This is a genomic window from Mycobacterium sp. 141, from assembly GCF_000382405.1.
Lineage (GTDB): Bacteria > Actinomycetota > Actinomycetes > Mycobacteriales > Mycobacteriaceae > Mycobacterium.
This window is the reverse complement of sequence record NZ_KB908261.1, coordinates 37,248-53,633: the sequence shown is the minus strand read 5'-3', so window position 1 is coordinate 53,633 and position 16,386 is coordinate 37,248. Positions and strand designations below refer to the sequence as shown.

General features: G+C 64.3%; 12 protein-coding genes and 1 pseudogene. 8 read left to right on the top strand and 5 right to left on the bottom strand.

The window, feature by feature from the left end:
• Positions 1–41 precede the first annotated feature (41 nt).
• The 3 genes from H276_RS0111955 (at position 42) to H276_RS0111945 (ending at position 5,552) form a co-directional block, all read left to right on the top strand.
• Complete coding sequence (locus H276_RS0111955) at positions 42–1,058, top strand: 1-phosphofructokinase family hexose kinase (protein ID WP_019971547.1); 1,017 nt, start codon at positions 42–44, stop codon at positions 1,056–1,058.
• Positions 1,055–5,032 (top strand): trehalose-phosphatase, encoded by a 3,978-nt coding sequence (otsB, locus tag H276_RS0111950; RefSeq protein ID WP_019971546.1) that lies wholly within the window; start codon positions 1,055–1,057, stop codon positions 5,030–5,032. Before H276_RS0111955 ends, otsB begins: the two co-directional genes overlap by 4 nt.
• Positions 5,033–5,117: 85 nt before the next feature.
• A complete protein-coding gene (locus H276_RS0111945) occupies positions 5,118–5,552 on the top strand; it encodes a pyridoxamine 5'-phosphate oxidase family protein (RefSeq protein WP_019971545.1) in 435 nt (144 codons plus the stop codon).
• Positions 5,553–5,556: 4 nt separating this feature from the next.
• Here the strand turns inward: H276_RS0111945 and H276_RS0111940 are convergent, their stop codons facing one another.
• Positions 5,557–6,213 (bottom strand): hypothetical protein, encoded by a 657-nt coding sequence (locus H276_RS0111940; RefSeq protein ID WP_019971544.1) that lies wholly within the window; start codon positions 6,211–6,213, stop codon positions 5,557–5,559.
• A gap of 161 nt (positions 6,214–6,374) precedes the next feature.
• Here H276_RS0111940 and H276_RS0111935 point away from each other — a divergent pair, with 161 nt between their 5' ends.
• Positions 6,375–8,420, top strand: coding sequence for an erythromycin esterase family protein (locus H276_RS0111935; RefSeq protein WP_026356893.1), 2,046 nt, complete (start codon positions 6,375–6,377; stop codon positions 8,418–8,420).
• Between the two features lies 1 nt (position 8,421).
• Here H276_RS0111935 and H276_RS0111930 read toward each other — a convergent pair whose 3' ends face one another.
• Together H276_RS0111930 and H276_RS0111925 are read right to left on the bottom strand one after the other, a co-directional pair.
• The gene (locus tag H276_RS0111930) at positions 8,422–9,312 is read right to left on the bottom strand and encodes a 3-oxoacyl-[acyl-carrier-protein] synthase III C-terminal domain-containing protein (RefSeq protein ID WP_019971542.1); all 891 of its coding nucleotides are present in this window, start codon (positions 9,310–9,312) and stop codon (positions 8,422–8,424) included.
• Positions 9,296–10,405, bottom strand: a complete 1,110-nt coding sequence (locus H276_RS0111925; protein ID WP_019971541.1) for a 3-oxoacyl-ACP synthase III family protein — start codon at positions 10,403–10,405, stop codon at positions 9,296–9,298. The genes H276_RS0111930 and H276_RS0111925 overlap by 17 nt, the downstream gene beginning before the upstream one ends.
• Positions 10,406–10,573: 168 nt before the next feature.
• Here H276_RS0111925 and H276_RS0111920 point away from each other — a divergent pair, with 168 nt between their 5' ends.
• Positions 10,574–12,274 (top strand): GAF domain-containing sensor histidine kinase, encoded by a 1,701-nt coding sequence (locus H276_RS0111920; protein WP_019971540.1) that lies wholly within the window; start codon positions 10,574–10,576, stop codon positions 12,272–12,274.
• Positions 12,275–12,300: 26 nt separating this feature from the next.
• On the opposite strand, the pseudogene H276_RS0111915 reads toward H276_RS0111920, so the two are convergent.
• Both H276_RS0111915 and H276_RS0111910 read right to left on the bottom strand, forming a co-directional pair.
• Positions 12,301–12,931: pseudogene (locus tag H276_RS0111915) on the bottom strand (dienelactone hydrolase family protein); the annotation flags it as partial.
• A gap of 129 nt (positions 12,932–13,060) precedes the next feature.
• Positions 13,061–13,345 (bottom strand): hypothetical protein, encoded by a 285-nt coding sequence (locus H276_RS0111910; protein WP_231376662.1) that lies wholly within the window; start codon positions 13,343–13,345, stop codon positions 13,061–13,063.
• 199 nt (positions 13,346–13,544) lie between these two features.
• Between H276_RS0111910 and H276_RS0111905 the strand changes: the two genes are divergently transcribed.
• Genes H276_RS0111905 through H276_RS0111895 form a run of 3 tightly spaced genes read left to right on the top strand, consistent with a single transcriptional unit; the run spans position 13,545 to position 16,382 of the window.
• The gene (locus H276_RS0111905; RefSeq protein WP_026356891.1) at positions 13,545–13,949 is read left to right on the top strand and encodes a nitroreductase; all 405 of its coding nucleotides are present in this window, start codon (positions 13,545–13,547) and stop codon (positions 13,947–13,949) included.
• A gap of 19 nt (positions 13,950–13,968) precedes the next feature.
• On the top strand, positions 13,969–15,072 hold the full coding sequence (locus tag H276_RS0111900) for a Vms1/Ankzf1 family peptidyl-tRNA hydrolase (protein WP_019971536.1): 1,104 nt from the start codon (positions 13,969–13,971) through the stop codon (positions 15,070–15,072).
• A gap of 23 nt (positions 15,073–15,095) precedes the next feature.
• Complete coding sequence (locus tag H276_RS0111895) at positions 15,096–16,382, top strand: wax ester/triacylglycerol synthase domain-containing protein (RefSeq protein ID WP_019971535.1); 1,287 nt, start codon at positions 15,096–15,098, stop codon at positions 16,380–16,382.
• The last annotated feature ends 4 nt before the right edge of the window (positions 16,383–16,386 follow it).

Here is a 16,386-nt window from a genome sequence, read left to right as displayed (position 1 = left end):
GCCCCTAGTGCTGGGCGGATGCGCGTAGTCGGATCGACGGTATGGAGCGGCCAATCTCGCCAACGATCGTCACATTGACGATGAATCCAGCGGTCGACATCACCAGCTCTGTCGAGGAGGTGCGACCGACGAACAAGATACGTTGCGCCGACCCTCGTTACGACGCCGGCGGCGGTGGAATCAATGTCGCCAAGGTTGCAGACGTGCTCGGTGCGTCGGTTTGTGCCATCTACCCCGCGGGTGGTTCATCCGGGGATCTGTTGACCGGACTTCTTGCCCGGGACGGTATCCCGATCCGACGCATCACGATCGAGGGCGCAACCCGGGAAAGCTTCACGGTCGATGAGACACGTACCGGTCTGCAATACCGCTTCGTGCTCCCGGGGCCGCAGGTGTCCTTTGTCGAACAGCAGCGCTGCCTGCGAGAGCTGCGGCAGCAGGCCACATCGGCTCGGTTCGTGGTGGCCAGCGGGAGTCTTCCACCGGGTGCCGCCGAGAACTTCTACCAGCAGGTTGCCCTCGTGTGTCGGGATGTCGGCGCGCGGCTGGTCTTGGACACCTCCGGCTGCGGGCTACGGCATTTCACCTCGGGAGTGTTCCTTCTGAAGGCCAGCGTGCGCGAACTCCGGGAATTGTCCGGACGTGAATTGGCAACCAGGTCCGAGCAGGTCGCCGCCGCCCGCGACATCATCGCGTGCGGTCAAGCGGAGACTGTCGTCGTTTCCCTGGGACCCGATGGCGGACTGCTGATAACCGGACGGCGAGCGCTGTGGTTCCCCGCAATCCCGATGAGCACAGTGGTCAGTGGTGTCGGTGCGGGTGACGCGATGGTCGCGGCGATCACTGTGGGGTTGAGCAGGGATTGGTCACTGAACGAGTCTGTGCGGTACGGGATTGCAGCCGGTACGGCGGAGTTGCTGACGCCGGGCAGCCAACCGTGCACGCAAGCCGACGTAGAACGACTTTTTGCGCTCGCCGAGGAACCGGTCATCCTCGAGGACTTCGGCGAGCGGGACAGCGATGTCGACGTATCGCTTTCCGGCAGCGGCCGTCAATGACTGCGTCGGTCACGATCGATCCACGGTCGCATGACGCGGTCATCTTCGACCTCGACGGCGTGGTCACCGATACGGCCGCTGTGCACGCCGCGGCGTGGACGGCGCTGTTCGCCGAGTTCTTCGCACACCGTGCGGCCGGCGTTGACGAGGATGTCTCGCCATTCACCGGAGCGGACTACCGCCGGTATGTGGACGGCAAGCCTCGCCGAGACGGCATCGCGGCGCTGCTTCGGGCCCGGGGGATTTCGCTTCCGGGCGGCCGCCCGGACGACACCGGATACGACACGGTCTGGGGTCTGGCGAATCGTAAGCAGCAGCTCTTCTCGGCGCGAATGGCAAATGGGGTGCGGGCTTATCCGTCCACGGTGGCGTTGGTGCGCAGCCTCGCTGAAACAGGTGTGGCCACGGCAGTTTATTCGTCCAGCCGGAATTGCGAAAAAGTGCTCGAGGCAGCCGGACTGGGCGATCTGTTTCCCATCCGTGTCGACGGCGTGGTTGCCGAAGCACTCAAGCTGCCGGGCAAGCCCGACCCGGCAGTGCTTTGGGAGACCGCTGCCAGTTTGGGAGTGACGCCGCAACGCTGCGTGGTCGTCGAGGATGCACAAGCCGGCGTGACGGCAGGACGTAATGGCGGCTTCGCTCTTGTCATCGGCGTCGACCGGACCGGCTACCGAGAGGAACTGCTCCGCGCGGGTGCCGACATCGTGGTTCCCGATCTGGCGGCTGCCGTGGTGCGCACCGGAGACAAACCCATGTCAGGGCTGCCCAATGTGATGGATGCCCATGGTGAGCTGACTGGTGTCGTCGACGGCAGGCGGCCGTTGGTCTGTCTCGACTTCGACGGGACGCTGTCGGAGATCGTGACGGATCCGGACACTGCGACGCTTGTCGACGGTGTCGCCGAAACACTGGTCGATCTGGCCGCGCGGTGTCCTGTCGCCATACTCAGCGGACGCGATCTGGCTGACATCCGCGACAGGGTAGGTGTGCCAGGTTTGTGGTACGCCGGCAACCACGGCTTCGAACTCGTCGACCCCGAAGGACATCATCACGACCAAGACGCGGCCCAGGCCGCCGTACCGGCTCTGCAGCGCGCGGCGGAGGCCTTGCACGCCGAACTGGCCGACGTACCAGGTGTGCGCATCGAAGCCAAGCGGTACGCGGTCGCGATCCACTACCGCAACGTGGCGCCACAGCACGTGAATGAAATTCTCGCCGCCGTACACCGGCAAGGACACCGCCGCGGATTACGGGTCACCGGTGGACGGATGGTGGTCGAGTTGCGGCCAGACATCGACTGGAACAAGGGCACAGCGTTGACCTGGATCCGCAACCAGATGCATCCGCGTGACCACGTGTTGCCCATCTACCTCGGCGACGACCTCACCGACGAAGACGTCTTCGACGCGATTCGACTCAAAGGTGTCGGTGTGATCGTCTGTCATGGCGAAGACGGTGATCGCCGGACCGCCGCCCAGTACCGCCTGGACGATCCCGCCGAAGTGGGCCGGTTCCTGCGGCGCGGCGCGGCTTGGCTGGCTCACCGGCAAAGTGATTTCCGCCACGGCTGGACGTTTACCTACGACGAGTACCTGCCGGCGGAGGAGAAGCTGCGGGAAGCCCTGTGCACAGTGGGAAATGGCTACTTCGCCACCCGCGGCGCGGCGCCCGAATCGACGGCCGGTCAGGTGCACTATCCGGGTACCTACATCGCGGGCGTGTACAACCGTCTGGGCGATCTGGTCGGCGGTACCACGGTCGAGAACGAAAGCCTCGTGAACGTACCCAACTGGCTTCCCCTGAGCTTTCGCGTGAACGGTGGCGACTGGTTCGACATCGACACCGTCACGTTGCTCTCATTCCGCCAGACCCTCGATCTCCGGGCCGCCGTGCTGACCCGGGAGTTCCGTTTCCGCGATGAAGCCGGACGCACGACGGCCGTGACGCAGAATCGATTTGCCGCGATGAACCAGGCTCATGTCGCGGCTCTGGAAACCGTTGTCCGTGCCGAGGACTGGTGCGGCACGATCGAGATTCGTTCGACACTGGACGCGAACGTCTGCAATGTCGGTGTCGAGCGCTACCGCGAGCTGGCCGGTGACCATCTCCGGTCGTTGGAAAAGCGGGCACTGACCGACAATTCGGTTCTCCTGACGGTTCAGACCAAGCAGTCGCAGATTCCCATGGCGCTTGCTGCGCGAACCACAGTGTGGCGTGACGATGCCGCCGCGGTAGCGAAGTATCGGCTCGTCGACGACGGATACGAGATCGGCCATGAGATCAGCACTGAACTCACTGCGGGGCAGTCGTTGGCGATCGAGAAGATCGCGGTGTTGGTGACCGGACGCGACGTGGCGACATCCGATGCGGCCGGCGGCGCCGAACGCCGGCTGGAACGGCAGGGCCGATTCGCCGAGTTGCGAGGCGCTCATGAGCTGGTCTGGTCGCACATCTGGGAACGGTTGACCATCGACTTCGACGGTCATGTCGATGAGTTGCGAGTGCTGCGACTGCACCTGATGCACCTGCTGCAAACGGTTTCGTACAACAGCGAGGACCTCGATGTCGGCATCCCGGCTCGTGGCCTCCACGGCGAGGCATACCGCGGCCACGTGTTCTGGGACGAGTTGCTGATCTTCCCGGTGCTCAACCTGCATTTCCCGACGATCACCCGCGCGTTGCTGCGCTACCGGTACCGGCGGCTCACCGAGGCGCGCCGTGCCGCGCAGTTGGCGGGTTACGCGGGTGCGATGTTCCCGTGGCAGTCGGGCAGCGATGGCCGCGAGGAAAGCCCTGAGCTGCACCTCAACCCGCGATCCGGCCGTTGGAGCGTCGATGCGAGCCATCGTGCGCACCACATCGGTATTGCCGTTGCCTACAACGTCTGGCAGTTCTACCAGGTCACCGCAGATCTGGCCTATCTGATCGACTACGGAGCAGAGATGCTGGTCGAAATCGCTCGATTCTGGGTGAGCAGAACGACTTACGACAGCACCGCGGACCGTTATCACATCAACGGCGTGATCGGGCCAGATGAGTTCCACTCCGGGTCCCCCGATAGACCACACGACGGAATCGACGACAACGCCTACACGAACGTCATGGCCGTATGGGTCATCCTGCGGGCCATCGACGCACTGACGGCCATGCCGTTGGCGAACCGGCTCGACCTACGGGAAAAGCTCGCCCTGACAGACGATGAACTCGCACGCTGGGACCATGTCAGCTGCCGGATGTTCGTGCCGTTCCATGAGGGCTTGATCAGCCAGTTCGACGGGTACGACCAACTGGCGGAACTGAATTGGGAGACCTACCGCAGCAGGTACGGAAACATCCAGCGGCTCGACCGCATCCTGGAAGCCGAGGGTGATGACGTCAATCGATACAAGGCCGCCAAGCAGGCCGACACGTTGATGCTGCTGTACCTGTTGTCGTCCGATGAGCTGGGCGAGTTGCTCGACCGACTCGACTACGAATTTCCGCCCGAGCGGATCCCGGTGATGGTCGACTACTACATCGCGCGCTCCTCGAACGGGTCCACGCTGAGCGCGGTGGTGAACTCGTGGGTTCTCGCTCGTGCCAACCGTGATCACGCCTTGGAGTTTTTCCGCGACGTGCTGAAGTCCGACGTCGCCGACATCCAGGGCGGTACGACCTCCGAGGGGATTCACCTCGCCGCGATGGCCGGCAGCGTCGACCTCATGCAGCGCTGTTTCACCGGTCTCGAAACCCGCGGCAACCGGATCGTCCTTTCCCCGCACTGGCCCGAATCACTTGGCGCATTGGGTTTTCCGATCCATTATCGAGGTCATCACCTGTATATCCGGGTCAGCGGCCTCGGCGCGGAGGTGAGTGTGAGCCCGCGCGACCTTCCTCCCGTCACGGTCGAATGCCGTGGTCGCGTCGAACGAGTGGCGCCAGGGCACATGGTCCGGTTCCCGGGCACACCCGCTGATTCGTCGGCCGTCCGCTAGCCGCTCGACGAAGGCCGTTGGTGTCTGATCTTTCGGGACTTTCGGCCATGTCCGTGCAGGCCTCACGCTGGGTAGCGTCTTCCGCATGACCACAGAATCGCAACCGATTTCCATTCTGTCCGAGCCCGAAAGCTGGGATCTGCTGTCCAGTGTCGCGCTGGGGCGGCTCGTGACGAGTGTGGAGGGGGAGCCGGAGATCTTCCCGGTGAATTTCGTCGTGCAGCGACGCACCGTGCTCTTTCGTACCGCCGAGGGGGCCAAGCTGGTCAGTGCCGCAATCAACAACCATGTGCTGTTCGAGGCCGACGACCACGAGGCCGGCGAAGGCTGGAGTGTGGTCGTCCGAGGGCTCGCACAAACACTGCGTACCGACGAGGAGATCGAGGAGGCCGAGCGTGCCGAACTCTATCCCTGGACGGCAACGACCAAACGACATTACGTGCGGATCCGACCACTGAGGGTCACCGGAAGGCGTTTTATCTTCGGCCCTGAACCTGCCCGCGACACTGCCGACGAGTAGGTGATCAGTTCGTGGGGTGAATGTCCGCTGCGGCATTGGATGTCTCGGCGGACACCTCGGCCTCGTACGCAGTTTCTGCGCGCTGTTTGATGCCCTTGAGAATGTGTCGAACAGTCAGTGCCCTGGGGGCTCCCACGAGTTCGGTGAGCATGACCGCGCCAGGATGGACCAACCCGATGCGGGTCCGGACCAGCAGCCGGCACCGGTCTTGCCAATGTGGCGCCAGCTGGAACGTGCAGGTGGCGTCCCAACTGCTGCCCTTGGGTGTGCGTAGCACGATCGCCTGCCGCTCAATGACTTCCACGACCGACAGCACATACCCGTTGGGCCGGCCCGCCCAGTTCGCCGGCGTGAGTCGCACGGTATCGCCTGCGGCGAGACGCTGCCATTCCGGATGAATCCGATCGGTGTTCTGAAACCCCGGCAAGGCGTAGAAACCAGCGCGATCCTGCCCCATCTGAACCAGCCACGGCCAGACGGCGCGCGGCGGGGCGTCGATCCAAATGCCCTCTGTGGTAACGCCTGCGGGCTTGCTGATCAGCTTGTCACCGGGGATCGACAGCTGGCATTCTTCCTTCGTCGTCCCCCAGTTCCGGTAGAAGCGCCTTGCCGCATACAGAAGTGCGAGCGCACCTGCACCGCGCGTGATGTTCGTCGTCATATCCCGACCATGCAGCGGTCGCGCGTTCTGTGCTAGGGCCGGTGGTCCCTCAACTGGACGTCGACAAATGACCCCGGGCACCGGGGACTTCGGTCCCTTGTGGCGGCGGTGCTGCGGTGGTCAGATTCGCCTATAGCTCGAACAGCACCGAGGGAGCAATCATGACTCGATCACGAGGCCTCACCCGAGGTACGCCGCGGCATGTGTTCCGCGATCGCCGTGAGGCCGGACAAGTCCTGGCCAGTCTGCTGGGCGCATACCGAGACCGCGAGAACCTCATCGTTCTGGGGCTGCCCCGCGGCGGTATCCCTGTCGCCTGGGAGGTGGCGGCGGCCCTCAGAGCTCCGCTGGATGCGTTCGTCGTGCGCAAGCTCGGCGCGCCGGGACACGAGGAATTCGCCGTAGGAGCGCTTGCCGCAGATGGACGCGTCGTGGTGAACGACGACATGCTTCGTGCCTTGCGGATCACCCCGCAGCAACTGCGCGCTGTCGCCGAACGCGAAGGGCGGGAACTGCACCGGCGTGAAGCGGCCTATCGCGGCGGCCGCCCGCGCGTCGACGTCACCGGTAAGACCGTCATCCTGGTCGACGACGGGTTGGCAACCGGAGCGAGCATGGCCGCTGCGGTGCAGGCGCTGCGGGAATCCGACCCCGCCGAAATCGTGATTGCCGTGCCTGCGGCACCGGAATCCACCTGCCGCGAGTTCGCGGCCGTGGTCGACGACGTGGTGTGCGCGTCGATGCCCACGCCATTTGTGGCGGTCGGTGAGTCGTTCTGGGACTTCCGGCAGGTCAGCGACGAAGAGGTGCGCGAACTGCTCGCGACACCGACCACGGGCCGTGTCGCAGAACGGGTTCGGGCCGAGGAGACACCCGCGGCGATCGTCCGCCGGGTGGCCGTCGACGCCCCGGGCGGCGTACCCCCGACCGAGGCCCTTGAGGAGATCATCGGCGACGCCAGGATCGTACTGATCGGCGAAAGCTCGCACGGCACACACGAGTTCTACGCGGCACGAGCGGAGATCACCAAATGGCTGATCGAGAAAAAGGGCTTCTGTGCCGTTGCCGCCGAGGCGGATTGGCCGGATGCCTACCGCGTGAACCGGTACGTCCGCGGACTCGGTGACGACGGCTCGGCCACCCGGGCGCTGAGTGGGTTCGAGCGGTTCCCGGCCTGGATGTGGCGCAACGTCGTGGTCCGCGACTTCGTGGACTGGCTGCATGTGCACAATGGGCGCCGGCGAGCCGACGGTGAAAGTGAGACCGGCTTCTACGGTTTGGACCTCTACAGCCTGCATCGGTCCATGCAGGAGGTCATCAGATACCTCGAGAACGTCGATCCGGTTGCCGCGGAACGGGCGCGAGAACGCTACGCGTGCTTCGACCACACCTCGGCCGACGACGGCCAGGCCTACGGGTTTGCCGCGGCGTTCGGTGCCGGCCTGTCGTGCGAACGTCAAGCGGTAGACCAACTGGTCGAGATGCAACGCAACGCGGTGGAGTACGCGCGTCGTGACGGCTTGCTCGCAGAAGACGAACTCTTCTATGCCCAGCAGAACGCGCAAACCGTGCGTAATGCCGAGGTGTATTACCGCGCGATGTTCGGTGGGCGGGTGACGTCGTGGAATCTGCGTGACCAGCACATGGCGCAAACGCTGCAGGCGTTGCTGGCGCACCTCGATCGCCACGGAGACCGCGAGCCGGCCCGAATCGTGGTCTGGGCCCACAACTCTCATGTCGGCGATGCTCGAGCCACCGAAGTAGGCAACGACGGTCAGTTGACCCTGGGACAGTTGGTGCGCGAGCGCTGGGCCGAGGACTCCCGTTCGATCGGTTTCACCACTTACACGGGCACCGTCACGGCGGCCAGTGAATGGGGCGGAGTCGCCGAGCGCAAAGTGGTCAGGCCGGCACTGAACGGGAGTATCGAAGAGCTTTTCCATGAGGCCGGCGAACCGGAGTTCCTGGTGTCGGCGATGATCAGCCGAGCCGCAGCAGAGCCTCTCGACGTCGTCCGGTTGGGCCGTGCCATCGGGGTGATCTACCTGCCCGCCACGGAACGCCAGAGCCACTATTACCACGTCCGTCCGTCTGAGCAGTTCGATGCGATCATCCACATCGATCGGACACGCGCGCTGGAACCGCTTGAGACCACCAGCACGTGGGTTCAGGGTGAGACGCCCGAGACGTATCCGACGGGGCTGTAGCTCAGTTCGCCAACGCTTCGTGAGGCATCCGGTAGAGCGTGGCGCCGGCCGTGACACCGGCGCCCGCCGCCACCATGAGGATGCGATCACCGGGACCGACCACTCCTACGGCGCGTTCGAACGCACCGGCCAGAGCGGCGGTGTGGCTGTGCTCGTCATCGGCGGTGAAGATGGTGCCTTCGGGAACCATGAGGTGCTCGGCGAGCAAGCTCCGGAACTGATCACGGGCGGGCGCGGCGACGATTGCGTCGATCTCGGCGATGTCGAGTGCCGCGGCGTCGATGCACCTAGTCGCGGATTGTGCAGCGGCCGCTGCAAACCGTTCGTCCATGACGCCACGTTCGCTGACCCTGAGGACATTTCGGTTGCCCTGTCCGACCGTGGCGCTGAAGCTTTCCCCCTCGTCGCAGATGCTCGTCCACTGCACGAGGCCGACCCCCTCGTCGTCGTCGGACCACCGGCACAACAATGCGGCTCCTGCGGGTGCGAACGGAAAGTCCTCGCTCAGTCTGTGGCCCGGGTCGGCGTCGCTCGCGACGATCAGTGCGCGATCGATGACGTGCGCGCTCAGGAAACCGTCGACGATCTGCAGCGCCGTGAGGATTCCACACGATCCGTTGGCGACGTCGAACGAGAACGTCCCGTGCGCTTGCGGGTGTGGGTCTTCTGGGTGAGCGCCGATGTCCTGCTGGATCATTGCGGCCAGCGCAGGCTCGCCGAGATTGCGGTCGCGATAGATCCCGGTGTTGATCAGCAGGTCGACATCGGAGGCCTCGCGGCCGGCGCTGTGCAGGCAATCCTCGGCCGCTCGCACCGCGAGCCTCAGCGCGCTGTGCCGATCGCGCCAATGCCGGCCGGAGGTGAGAGCGGTCGCTTCAATCACTGTGCCCATGATGGTTCACCACCGTCTCGTCGAGGGTCAGGAGGACGATGCCGATTTCGAGTCCGGAGGCCAGGGCGATCAGGGCGATTGTTTCTCCGGGTTCGATGTGCCCGGCCTCGAGTTCTTCGATCAGCGCCACGGTGTGGGTTGTCGACGCGGTGTTGCCGTAGCGGTCGACGGTGATCACCGCGTCGTGCCGGGGCCGATCACCGAAGGCCGCGGAAACCTTCGCCATGCCCTTGCGGATCGCCCGGGCGGAGGTCTGGTGGGTTATGACGTGGTCGATGTCGTGGATCGAGATGCCCACCGAATCGAGCACCTCGTGCAACAGCAGGGGAGTGTCGGACATCGCTGCCTGCTGAATGCCTCTGGCATCGGTGAACATTCGCCCGCCGGATTCGTGACCTTTCGGATAGGCGAGGCAGAGCCGGCTGTAACCGGCCACCGTGGTGAACCCGGCCAAGGTGATTCCAGCCGGCGAGTCGTCATCTGCTCGCTCGAGTAGTAGCGCAGCGCCTGCGTCACCGAGTGTCAGCGAGGCGAGTTCCTTGCTCATGATGGTCCGGATGTGGCGGGAGGCATTGCGGCCGAGCTGCGAGATGTACTCACCGCTGACAACGAGCGCCCGACGGATGATCCCGTGCCGAATCCAGTTGTTGGCGATCATGACGCCGGTCAGCATTCCCGCGCACGCGTTGGAGAGGTCGAACGTGATGGCGTTGTCCGCGCCGATGGCGTGGGCGACCATGCCGCTCATCGGCGGCTCCACCCGTTGGATCAATCCACCCCGAAACTTTGTGATGCTGCAGTTGATGACGGCGTCGACCGACACGGCCTCGCACTGCGCGGCGTCCAGGCAGTTCTGTGCTGCTGCGGTGGCGAGGCTGAAAGAGTCTTCGTCACCGATGGAGATGCGGCGCTCCCTGATACCGGTCAGGCGCTCAAGGTCGATGTGGGTGCGGTGACGCGTCGCCGACATCAAAGCCTCGGTTGTCAGGTGCGTGTCGGGCAGGTGACGGCCCGCTCCGGCCAGACGGGCGCGAAACGGCGCCGGTGGCTGGTCTCCGGTGGGTTCCATCATCAGCCAGTTGTCATGCCTCATCCAGGGATCATGCCTGCCGGACCGGCGCGTGAACAGGGCGCTAAGTAGGCTGGCTGTGGTCCGAAAGTCCTCAGGTACAGCGGAAATCGCTGGATTCGCAACAACCGGGACGAACTTCCACTCGCGTTAGCGGTTGTTGAGTGGGATCATCGTGACGTGGCCGGAGGGATGGGCGCTGACTGCACGGTGCATCCGCTCAGGGCGACGTTGTCGCAGCTGCGGTTGCGTGAGCTACTCGTGGAAGTTCAGGACCGCGTCGAACAGATTGTCGAGGGCCGTGACCGCCTCGACGGATTGCTCGATGCCATGCTGGTGGTCACGTCCGGGCTGGAACTCGACGCCACCCTCAGGACCATCGTGCACACCGCGATCGAGTTGGTCGATGCCCGCTACGGTGCGTTAGGTGTGCGTGGCCATGATCACGAGCTGGTCGAATTCATCTACGAGGGCATCGACGAGGCGACGCGGGAGCGTATCGGGAACCTACCCGACGGACGTGGCGTTCTGGGAGTGCTCATCGACGAACCCAAACCGATCCGGCTGGACAACATTTCGGATCATGCTGCATCCGTGGGGTTTCCACGGAACCACCCGCCGATGCGAACCTTTCTTGGCGTGCCGATCCGCATCCGAGACGAGGTGTTCGGCAACCTCTATCTGACCGAGAAGGCCGGTGGGCAACCGTTCAGCGAGGATGACGAGGTCCTGGTGCAAGCCTTGGCCGCTGCGGCGGGCATCGCCATCGACAATGCGCGCCTGTATGAGAAATCCAAGGCCCGACAGTCATGGATCGAGGCGACTCGCGACATCGGGACCGAGTTGTTGTCCGGTACCGATCCTGCGACGGTCTTCCGGCTCGTTGCCGACGAAGCCCGGAATCTGGGCGGTGCGGAATCGACATTGGTCGCTGTCCCGGATGACCCCGATACCCCACCGGAAGACACCGATGAGCTGATCGTGGTAGCCACCGCGGGCGCGGGTCCCGGCACGGCGGCAACGGTCATCCCCGTAGCCGGAACGGTTATCGGTCAGGCATTCGTCCAACGGCAAGCGGGACGCTTCGACGGCATTGACATCTTGCCGGAAGCTGACGAAGCAACCGGCCCGGCGCTCGTGCTGCCCCTGCACGCGACCGATACCGTTGCCGGAGTATTGGTGGCGTTGCGGCCGGCGGGGGCAGAGCCGTTCAGCGAAGAGCAACTGGACATGCTGGGCGCGTTTGCCGACCAGGCCGCGCTCGCGTGGCAGCTGGCGACGACGCAGCGGCAAATGCGTGAACTCGACGTGTTGACCGACCGCGACCGGATCGCGCGCGATCTGCATGATCACGTGATCCAGCGCTTGTTCGCGGTCGGCATGGCGTTGCAGGGCACGATTCCGCGCGCCCGTGCCCCCGAGGTGCGGCAGCGACTCACCGAGTGCGTCGATGACCTCCAGGAGGTGGTCCAGGAGATCCGCACTGCGATCTTCGACCTGCACAGCGCCGAGTCGGGGATCACCCGGATGCGTCAGCGGCTCGACGAAGCCATCGGACAGTTCGCCGGTTCCGGGGTCCGAACCACGGTGCAGTACTCCGGTCCGCTGTCCGTTGTCGATACGTCCTTGGCAGATCATGCCGAAGCTGTTGTCCGAGAGGCGGTGAGTAATGCCGTCCGGCACGCACACGCCACCACTCTGTCGGTCAATGTCGCGGTCGCCGACGAGCTGACCATCGAAGTGATCGACAACGGCTGCGGAATCGGTGACGAGGTCACCGGCAGCGGGTTGATCAACCTGCGTCGCCGCGCCGAGGAGTCCGGCGGTTCGTTCACCGTTGAAGCAATGGCCGACCGCGGCACCAAGCTGAGATGGTCAGCGCCGCTGCCATGACCGAGATTCGGTCGATGCGCCGAGGCTTACAGGTACTCGGCGAACCAATTGCATGCCAGTTCCGCAACCTGCCGCAACGTGCCTGGTTCTTCGAAGACGTGGCCGGCTCCCGGAACGATGGCGAGTTCACATCGGCCAGGAATCATCGCTTGTGCACGTCGATTCAGCTCGATCACGTCGTGGTCGAGCCCTCCGACGATCAGAAGAGTGGGAGCCAGGATCTTCGTCAGCGCACGGCCCGCCAGATCAGCGCGACCACCACGCGACACGATCGCATTCACCTGTACGCGGGGATCGGCCGCTGCGGTCAGCGCGGCACCCGCCCCGGTACTGGCACCGAAGTAGCCGATCGGCAGCGACGCGGTATCGGTCTGACCGGTCAGCCACGTGGTGACACCGACAAGCCGTGAGGCCAACAACTCGATGTCGAACACGTTGGCGCGGTTGCGTTCTTCCTCGACTGTGAGCAGGTCGAAGAGGAGCGTGCCGAAACCGGCCGCATTCAAGACTTGTGCGACATACCGATTGCGGGGACTGTGCCGACTGCTTCCGCTGCCGTGAGCAAAGACCACCACCCCCCCGGGAATTCTCGGGGATCGTGAGGTGTCCGGTCAGCGACAGCCGCCCCGTGCCCACTTGTACTTCCTCATCACGCAGATACCGGAGTCCTGACCCGCTCCCTGAATCAGTGCGCGGTAACGGGGCGTGCCGCCCGGCGTTGAGGTGATCGTCAAACCGTTTCATGTGCGAATGCTTGCCGGGCGTCGGAGGCCTTGTGGACGACGGTCACGATCTTTGTTTCGGCAATCCCAACTGATTCGGCAATCCCAGCTGACCGGTACGCAATGCACGACCCAGGTTCGCCATCACTCGCTCGGTCACCCGGTTATAGGCAGAGCCGTCATTGACGATGTCGTGCAGACCGTGATGATGTAGGTATGCATCAATGCGCCGGTCGATCGGCCAACTGGCGTACGTCTGCTGGGTGAATTCGGATCGCAGAAAACCCCAGGCGACAGCTTCGATCTGCGGTCCGGTCAGCCTTGCGCATTCGGTCGTGGTGATCGCCATCACCGTTACCATCCCCTTCCCGGGTATACCGACACACCCAATCATTTCCGCGTAGCGGGCATATCGCTAGGGGCGAAGGTCCCCATGACGGCATCCGGTGGTACCGAAGTCACCGGGTGCCGTCGGGAGTGGCTTAAGTCCTCTGCTCTGGGTCCGGACGGCCCTGTCGCGTGCCGCAGCGGGTGACGAGCATCAAAGGATGTCCAACGACACGAAAATACCGTTTCGTGATGCTGTGTGTCGCTTCAACAAATACGTGCTCAATCCCGTGATGCTGCCTCTGGCTGGTCGAAAGTACTCGTATGCGTCGGTGATTCGGCACACCGGCCGCGCGTCGGGCAAGTTGTACGCGACGCCCGTCGTGATCGAGAAAGTCGAGGGCGGGTACGTCATCCCGCTGCCGTACGGTGCGCAGGTGGACTGGCTGAGCAACGTGGTGGCTGCTGGTCGGGCGACGATCGTAGTCGAGGGCCAGACGTACGAGGTCGTTGATCCGCACGTCGTCGACCTGGCCCAGGTGGCGTCTCAGTTGTCACCGTGGCGGCGTAGGGCATTCGAGCGGTTCGGTATTCGTAAGGCCGTAACACTCAAACTGGCACAGTGATTTTCGAGGTGGTAGCGAGATGAATACTGAAGTTTTCCGTCGGCTCGTCGACGTTTCCGGGCCGTTCGTGTCCGTCTATCTCGACGATTCGCGGTCCGACGCGACGAATCGGGCGGATGTGGAATGGCACGCCATCCGCAGCAAACTGGAGCGCATGCAAGCCGATCCGGCGGCGGTCGAACGGCTCGAGAAAGCGGTACTGAACAGCCGACCCCCCGTCGGACGGCAGGGGCGGGCCGTCGTCGTGACACCCGAACGGATATTGATAAATGAACATCTGCCGCGGGTGCCGATCGCACCGGTTGTCCGGGTATCGGACTATCCGTACCTTTTGCCGCTGATGCAGTTCGGCGACGAGCAGCGGCCCTACGTGTTTGCCGCGATCGACCGTTCGGGTGCCACCATCACTGTCCACCAGGACGGCGCAGTGCGCACAGAAACGGTCGAGGGCGAAGGCTATCCGGTACACAGGCCGGCAACCTCGGGTCCCAGCGGATACGTGGACTTTCAGCGGACAACAGACGAAGCCATTCGTACGAATATCCGTGCGGTGAGCGACCGGCTCGTCGAACTCGTCGACGAGGTGCGCGCGGACGTCGTCATCGTCAGCGGCGAGGTGCGCTCCCGAAGCGATGTCATATCCGCACTCCCACCACGTGTCGCGCAACGCGTATCGCAGCTACCCGCGGGATCCCACGGTCATCGGGCCAGTGAAGCCGAGTTCGGCGACCTGGTCGAGGACGCGCTGCGCCGCCTGGGATGCGCCGAAGTCGGCGAGACCGTCCAGAGATTTCTCAGCGAGAAGGAAGCTGAGTCGGGTCTGGCCGTGGCCGGAATCGCGGCCGTGTGCCGGGCATTGGTTGCGCACAATGTGGACGCGTTGATCATCGGGCAGCTCGGTGATGCGACCGTGGTCACCGGGCCTGATCGCACCATGGTGGGTCCTGACGCGGATTCGCTGTCGGCACTGGGAAAGCCGGTCAGCCGTGTCGCACGGGCCGATGAGGCCATACCGTTCGCCGGGCTCGCTGTCGACGCGTCCTTGGTGTCTGTCGGGGACGCGCTTGACCTCGCTGACGGCATCGGCGCGTTGTTGCGGTTCGCGCCGGCCGACATGGGTTGAGGGTGCCGAGGCGGGGTTGAACGATGCATTGCGCTGCCATCGACGGCTACTTGAGCGGTACCGACGCATTCATGTGGTCACTCGGGGTTGACCCGGTGTTGCGATCGACGATCGTCACCCTCATCCTGTTCGACCGGCCCCCCGACTGGAAATCGGTTGTCGATCGTTTCGATCGGATCAGCCGCGCGGTGCCACGCTTCCGGCAAAGGGTTGTCCGAGCGGCACCGCTGTGGGCTCCGCGCTGGGAGGCGGACCCTGACTTCGATCTCGGATCCCATCTGCACCGCCTGACCGAACCCGAATTCCGGGAATCGAACCTCCTGGAACTCGCCGGGACCGTAGCCATGGCCGGCTATGACCGTAACCGACCGCTTTGGGAAGCGACACTTGTCGATGGATTGGCCGACGGGAGTGCGGCGCTGCTCTGCAAGTTCGATCATTCGCTGACCGACGGTGTCGGTGCAGTGCACATCGCGCAGGTTCTCTACGACGACGCGCCGGGGCCAGGTGAAGGTGCCGTCGTGCCGTCGCGTTCGTTCGACTCGGTGTCCCGTGCCGTAACGACGTTGCGGCACCCGGTCACGGCCGTCCGGGCAGTGGCACCGACAGCGCTGTCGATCTATCGAGCCGCACGTCCGATCGCGGGACCTCGATCGCCTATTATGCGGAGCCGCACGCCAACTCGGTATCTCGACGTCCTCGAGGTGAGTCGGCCCGCGCTGCAGCTTGCCGGTCGTGTCGCGGGCGGCTCCCTGAACGACGCTTTCGTGGCGGCTGTCACCGGCGGCCTCCGTCGCTATCACGAACACCATGACGTTTCAGTCGAGGAACTGGTGATGTTGATGCCGATCAGCACCCGCAGCCAACAGGATGCCGCCGGCGGTAACCGGGCAACCCTCATGCGCCTGCCTGTACCCGTCGGGGTTACGGACCCGGCACGCAGAATCCGCGAACTACACGAACGGACGAGCAAGGCAAGGGGCGAGAAGTCCGTTGCCTACACCCAGCTCATCGCCGCCTCTCTGAATGCCATGCCGCGCAGCTACATCGGTTCTCAACTCCGTCGCATCGACTTCGTCGCCAGCGATGTTCCGGGGTTCCCGACGCCCCTGCAGCTCGGTGGCGCCCCGGTACGGATGCAGTATGCGTTCTCCCCGACCCTGGGTGCGAGTGTGAACATCACCTTGCTCACCTATGTCGACACGTGCGCCATCGGCATCAACATCGATACCGGCGCGATTCCGGACCCTGATGTGCTGCACGATTGCCTCGCCGCAGGCTTCGACGAGACGATCGCGGTCGCGGCGTGATCGC

Bases quoted from the DNA above. Each gene is read 5' to 3' on its own strand.
- H276_RS0111955 (WP_019971547.1), top strand. From the start codon at position 42: ATGGAGCGGCCAATCTCGCCAACGATCGTCACATTGACGATGAATCCA.
- otsB (WP_019971546.1), top strand. From the start codon at position 1,055: ATGACTGCGTCGGTCACGATCGATCCACGGTCGCATGACGCGGTCATC.
- H276_RS0111945 (WP_019971545.1), top strand. From the start codon at position 5,118: ATGACCACAGAATCGCAACCGATTTCCATTCTGTCCGAGCCCGAAAGC.
- H276_RS0111940 (WP_019971544.1), bottom strand. From the start codon at position 6,213: ATGACGACGAACATCACGCGCGGTGCAGGTGCGCTCGCACTTCTGTAT.
- H276_RS0111935 (WP_026356893.1), top strand. From the start codon at position 6,375: ATGACTCGATCACGAGGCCTCACCCGAGGTACGCCGCGGCATGTGTTC.
- H276_RS0111930 (WP_019971542.1), bottom strand. From the start codon at position 9,312: ATGGGCACAGTGATTGAAGCGACCGCTCTCACCTCCGGCCGGCATTGG.
- H276_RS0111925 (WP_019971541.1), bottom strand. From the start codon at position 10,405: ATGAGGCATGACAACTGGCTGATGATGGAACCCACCGGAGACCAGCCA.
- H276_RS0111920 (WP_019971540.1), top strand. From the start codon at position 10,574: ATGGGCGCTGACTGCACGGTGCATCCGCTCAGGGCGACGTTGTCGCAG.
- H276_RS0111910 (WP_231376662.1), bottom strand. From the start codon at position 13,345: ATGGCGATCACCACGACCGAATGCGCAAGGCTGACCGGACCGCAGATC.
- H276_RS0111905 (WP_026356891.1), top strand. From the start codon at position 13,545: ATGTCCAACGACACGAAAATACCGTTTCGTGATGCTGTGTGTCGCTTC.
- H276_RS0111900 (WP_019971536.1), top strand. From the start codon at position 13,969: ATGAATACTGAAGTTTTCCGTCGGCTCGTCGACGTTTCCGGGCCGTTC.
- H276_RS0111895 (WP_019971535.1), top strand. From the start codon at position 15,096: ATGCATTGCGCTGCCATCGACGGCTACTTGAGCGGTACCGACGCATTC.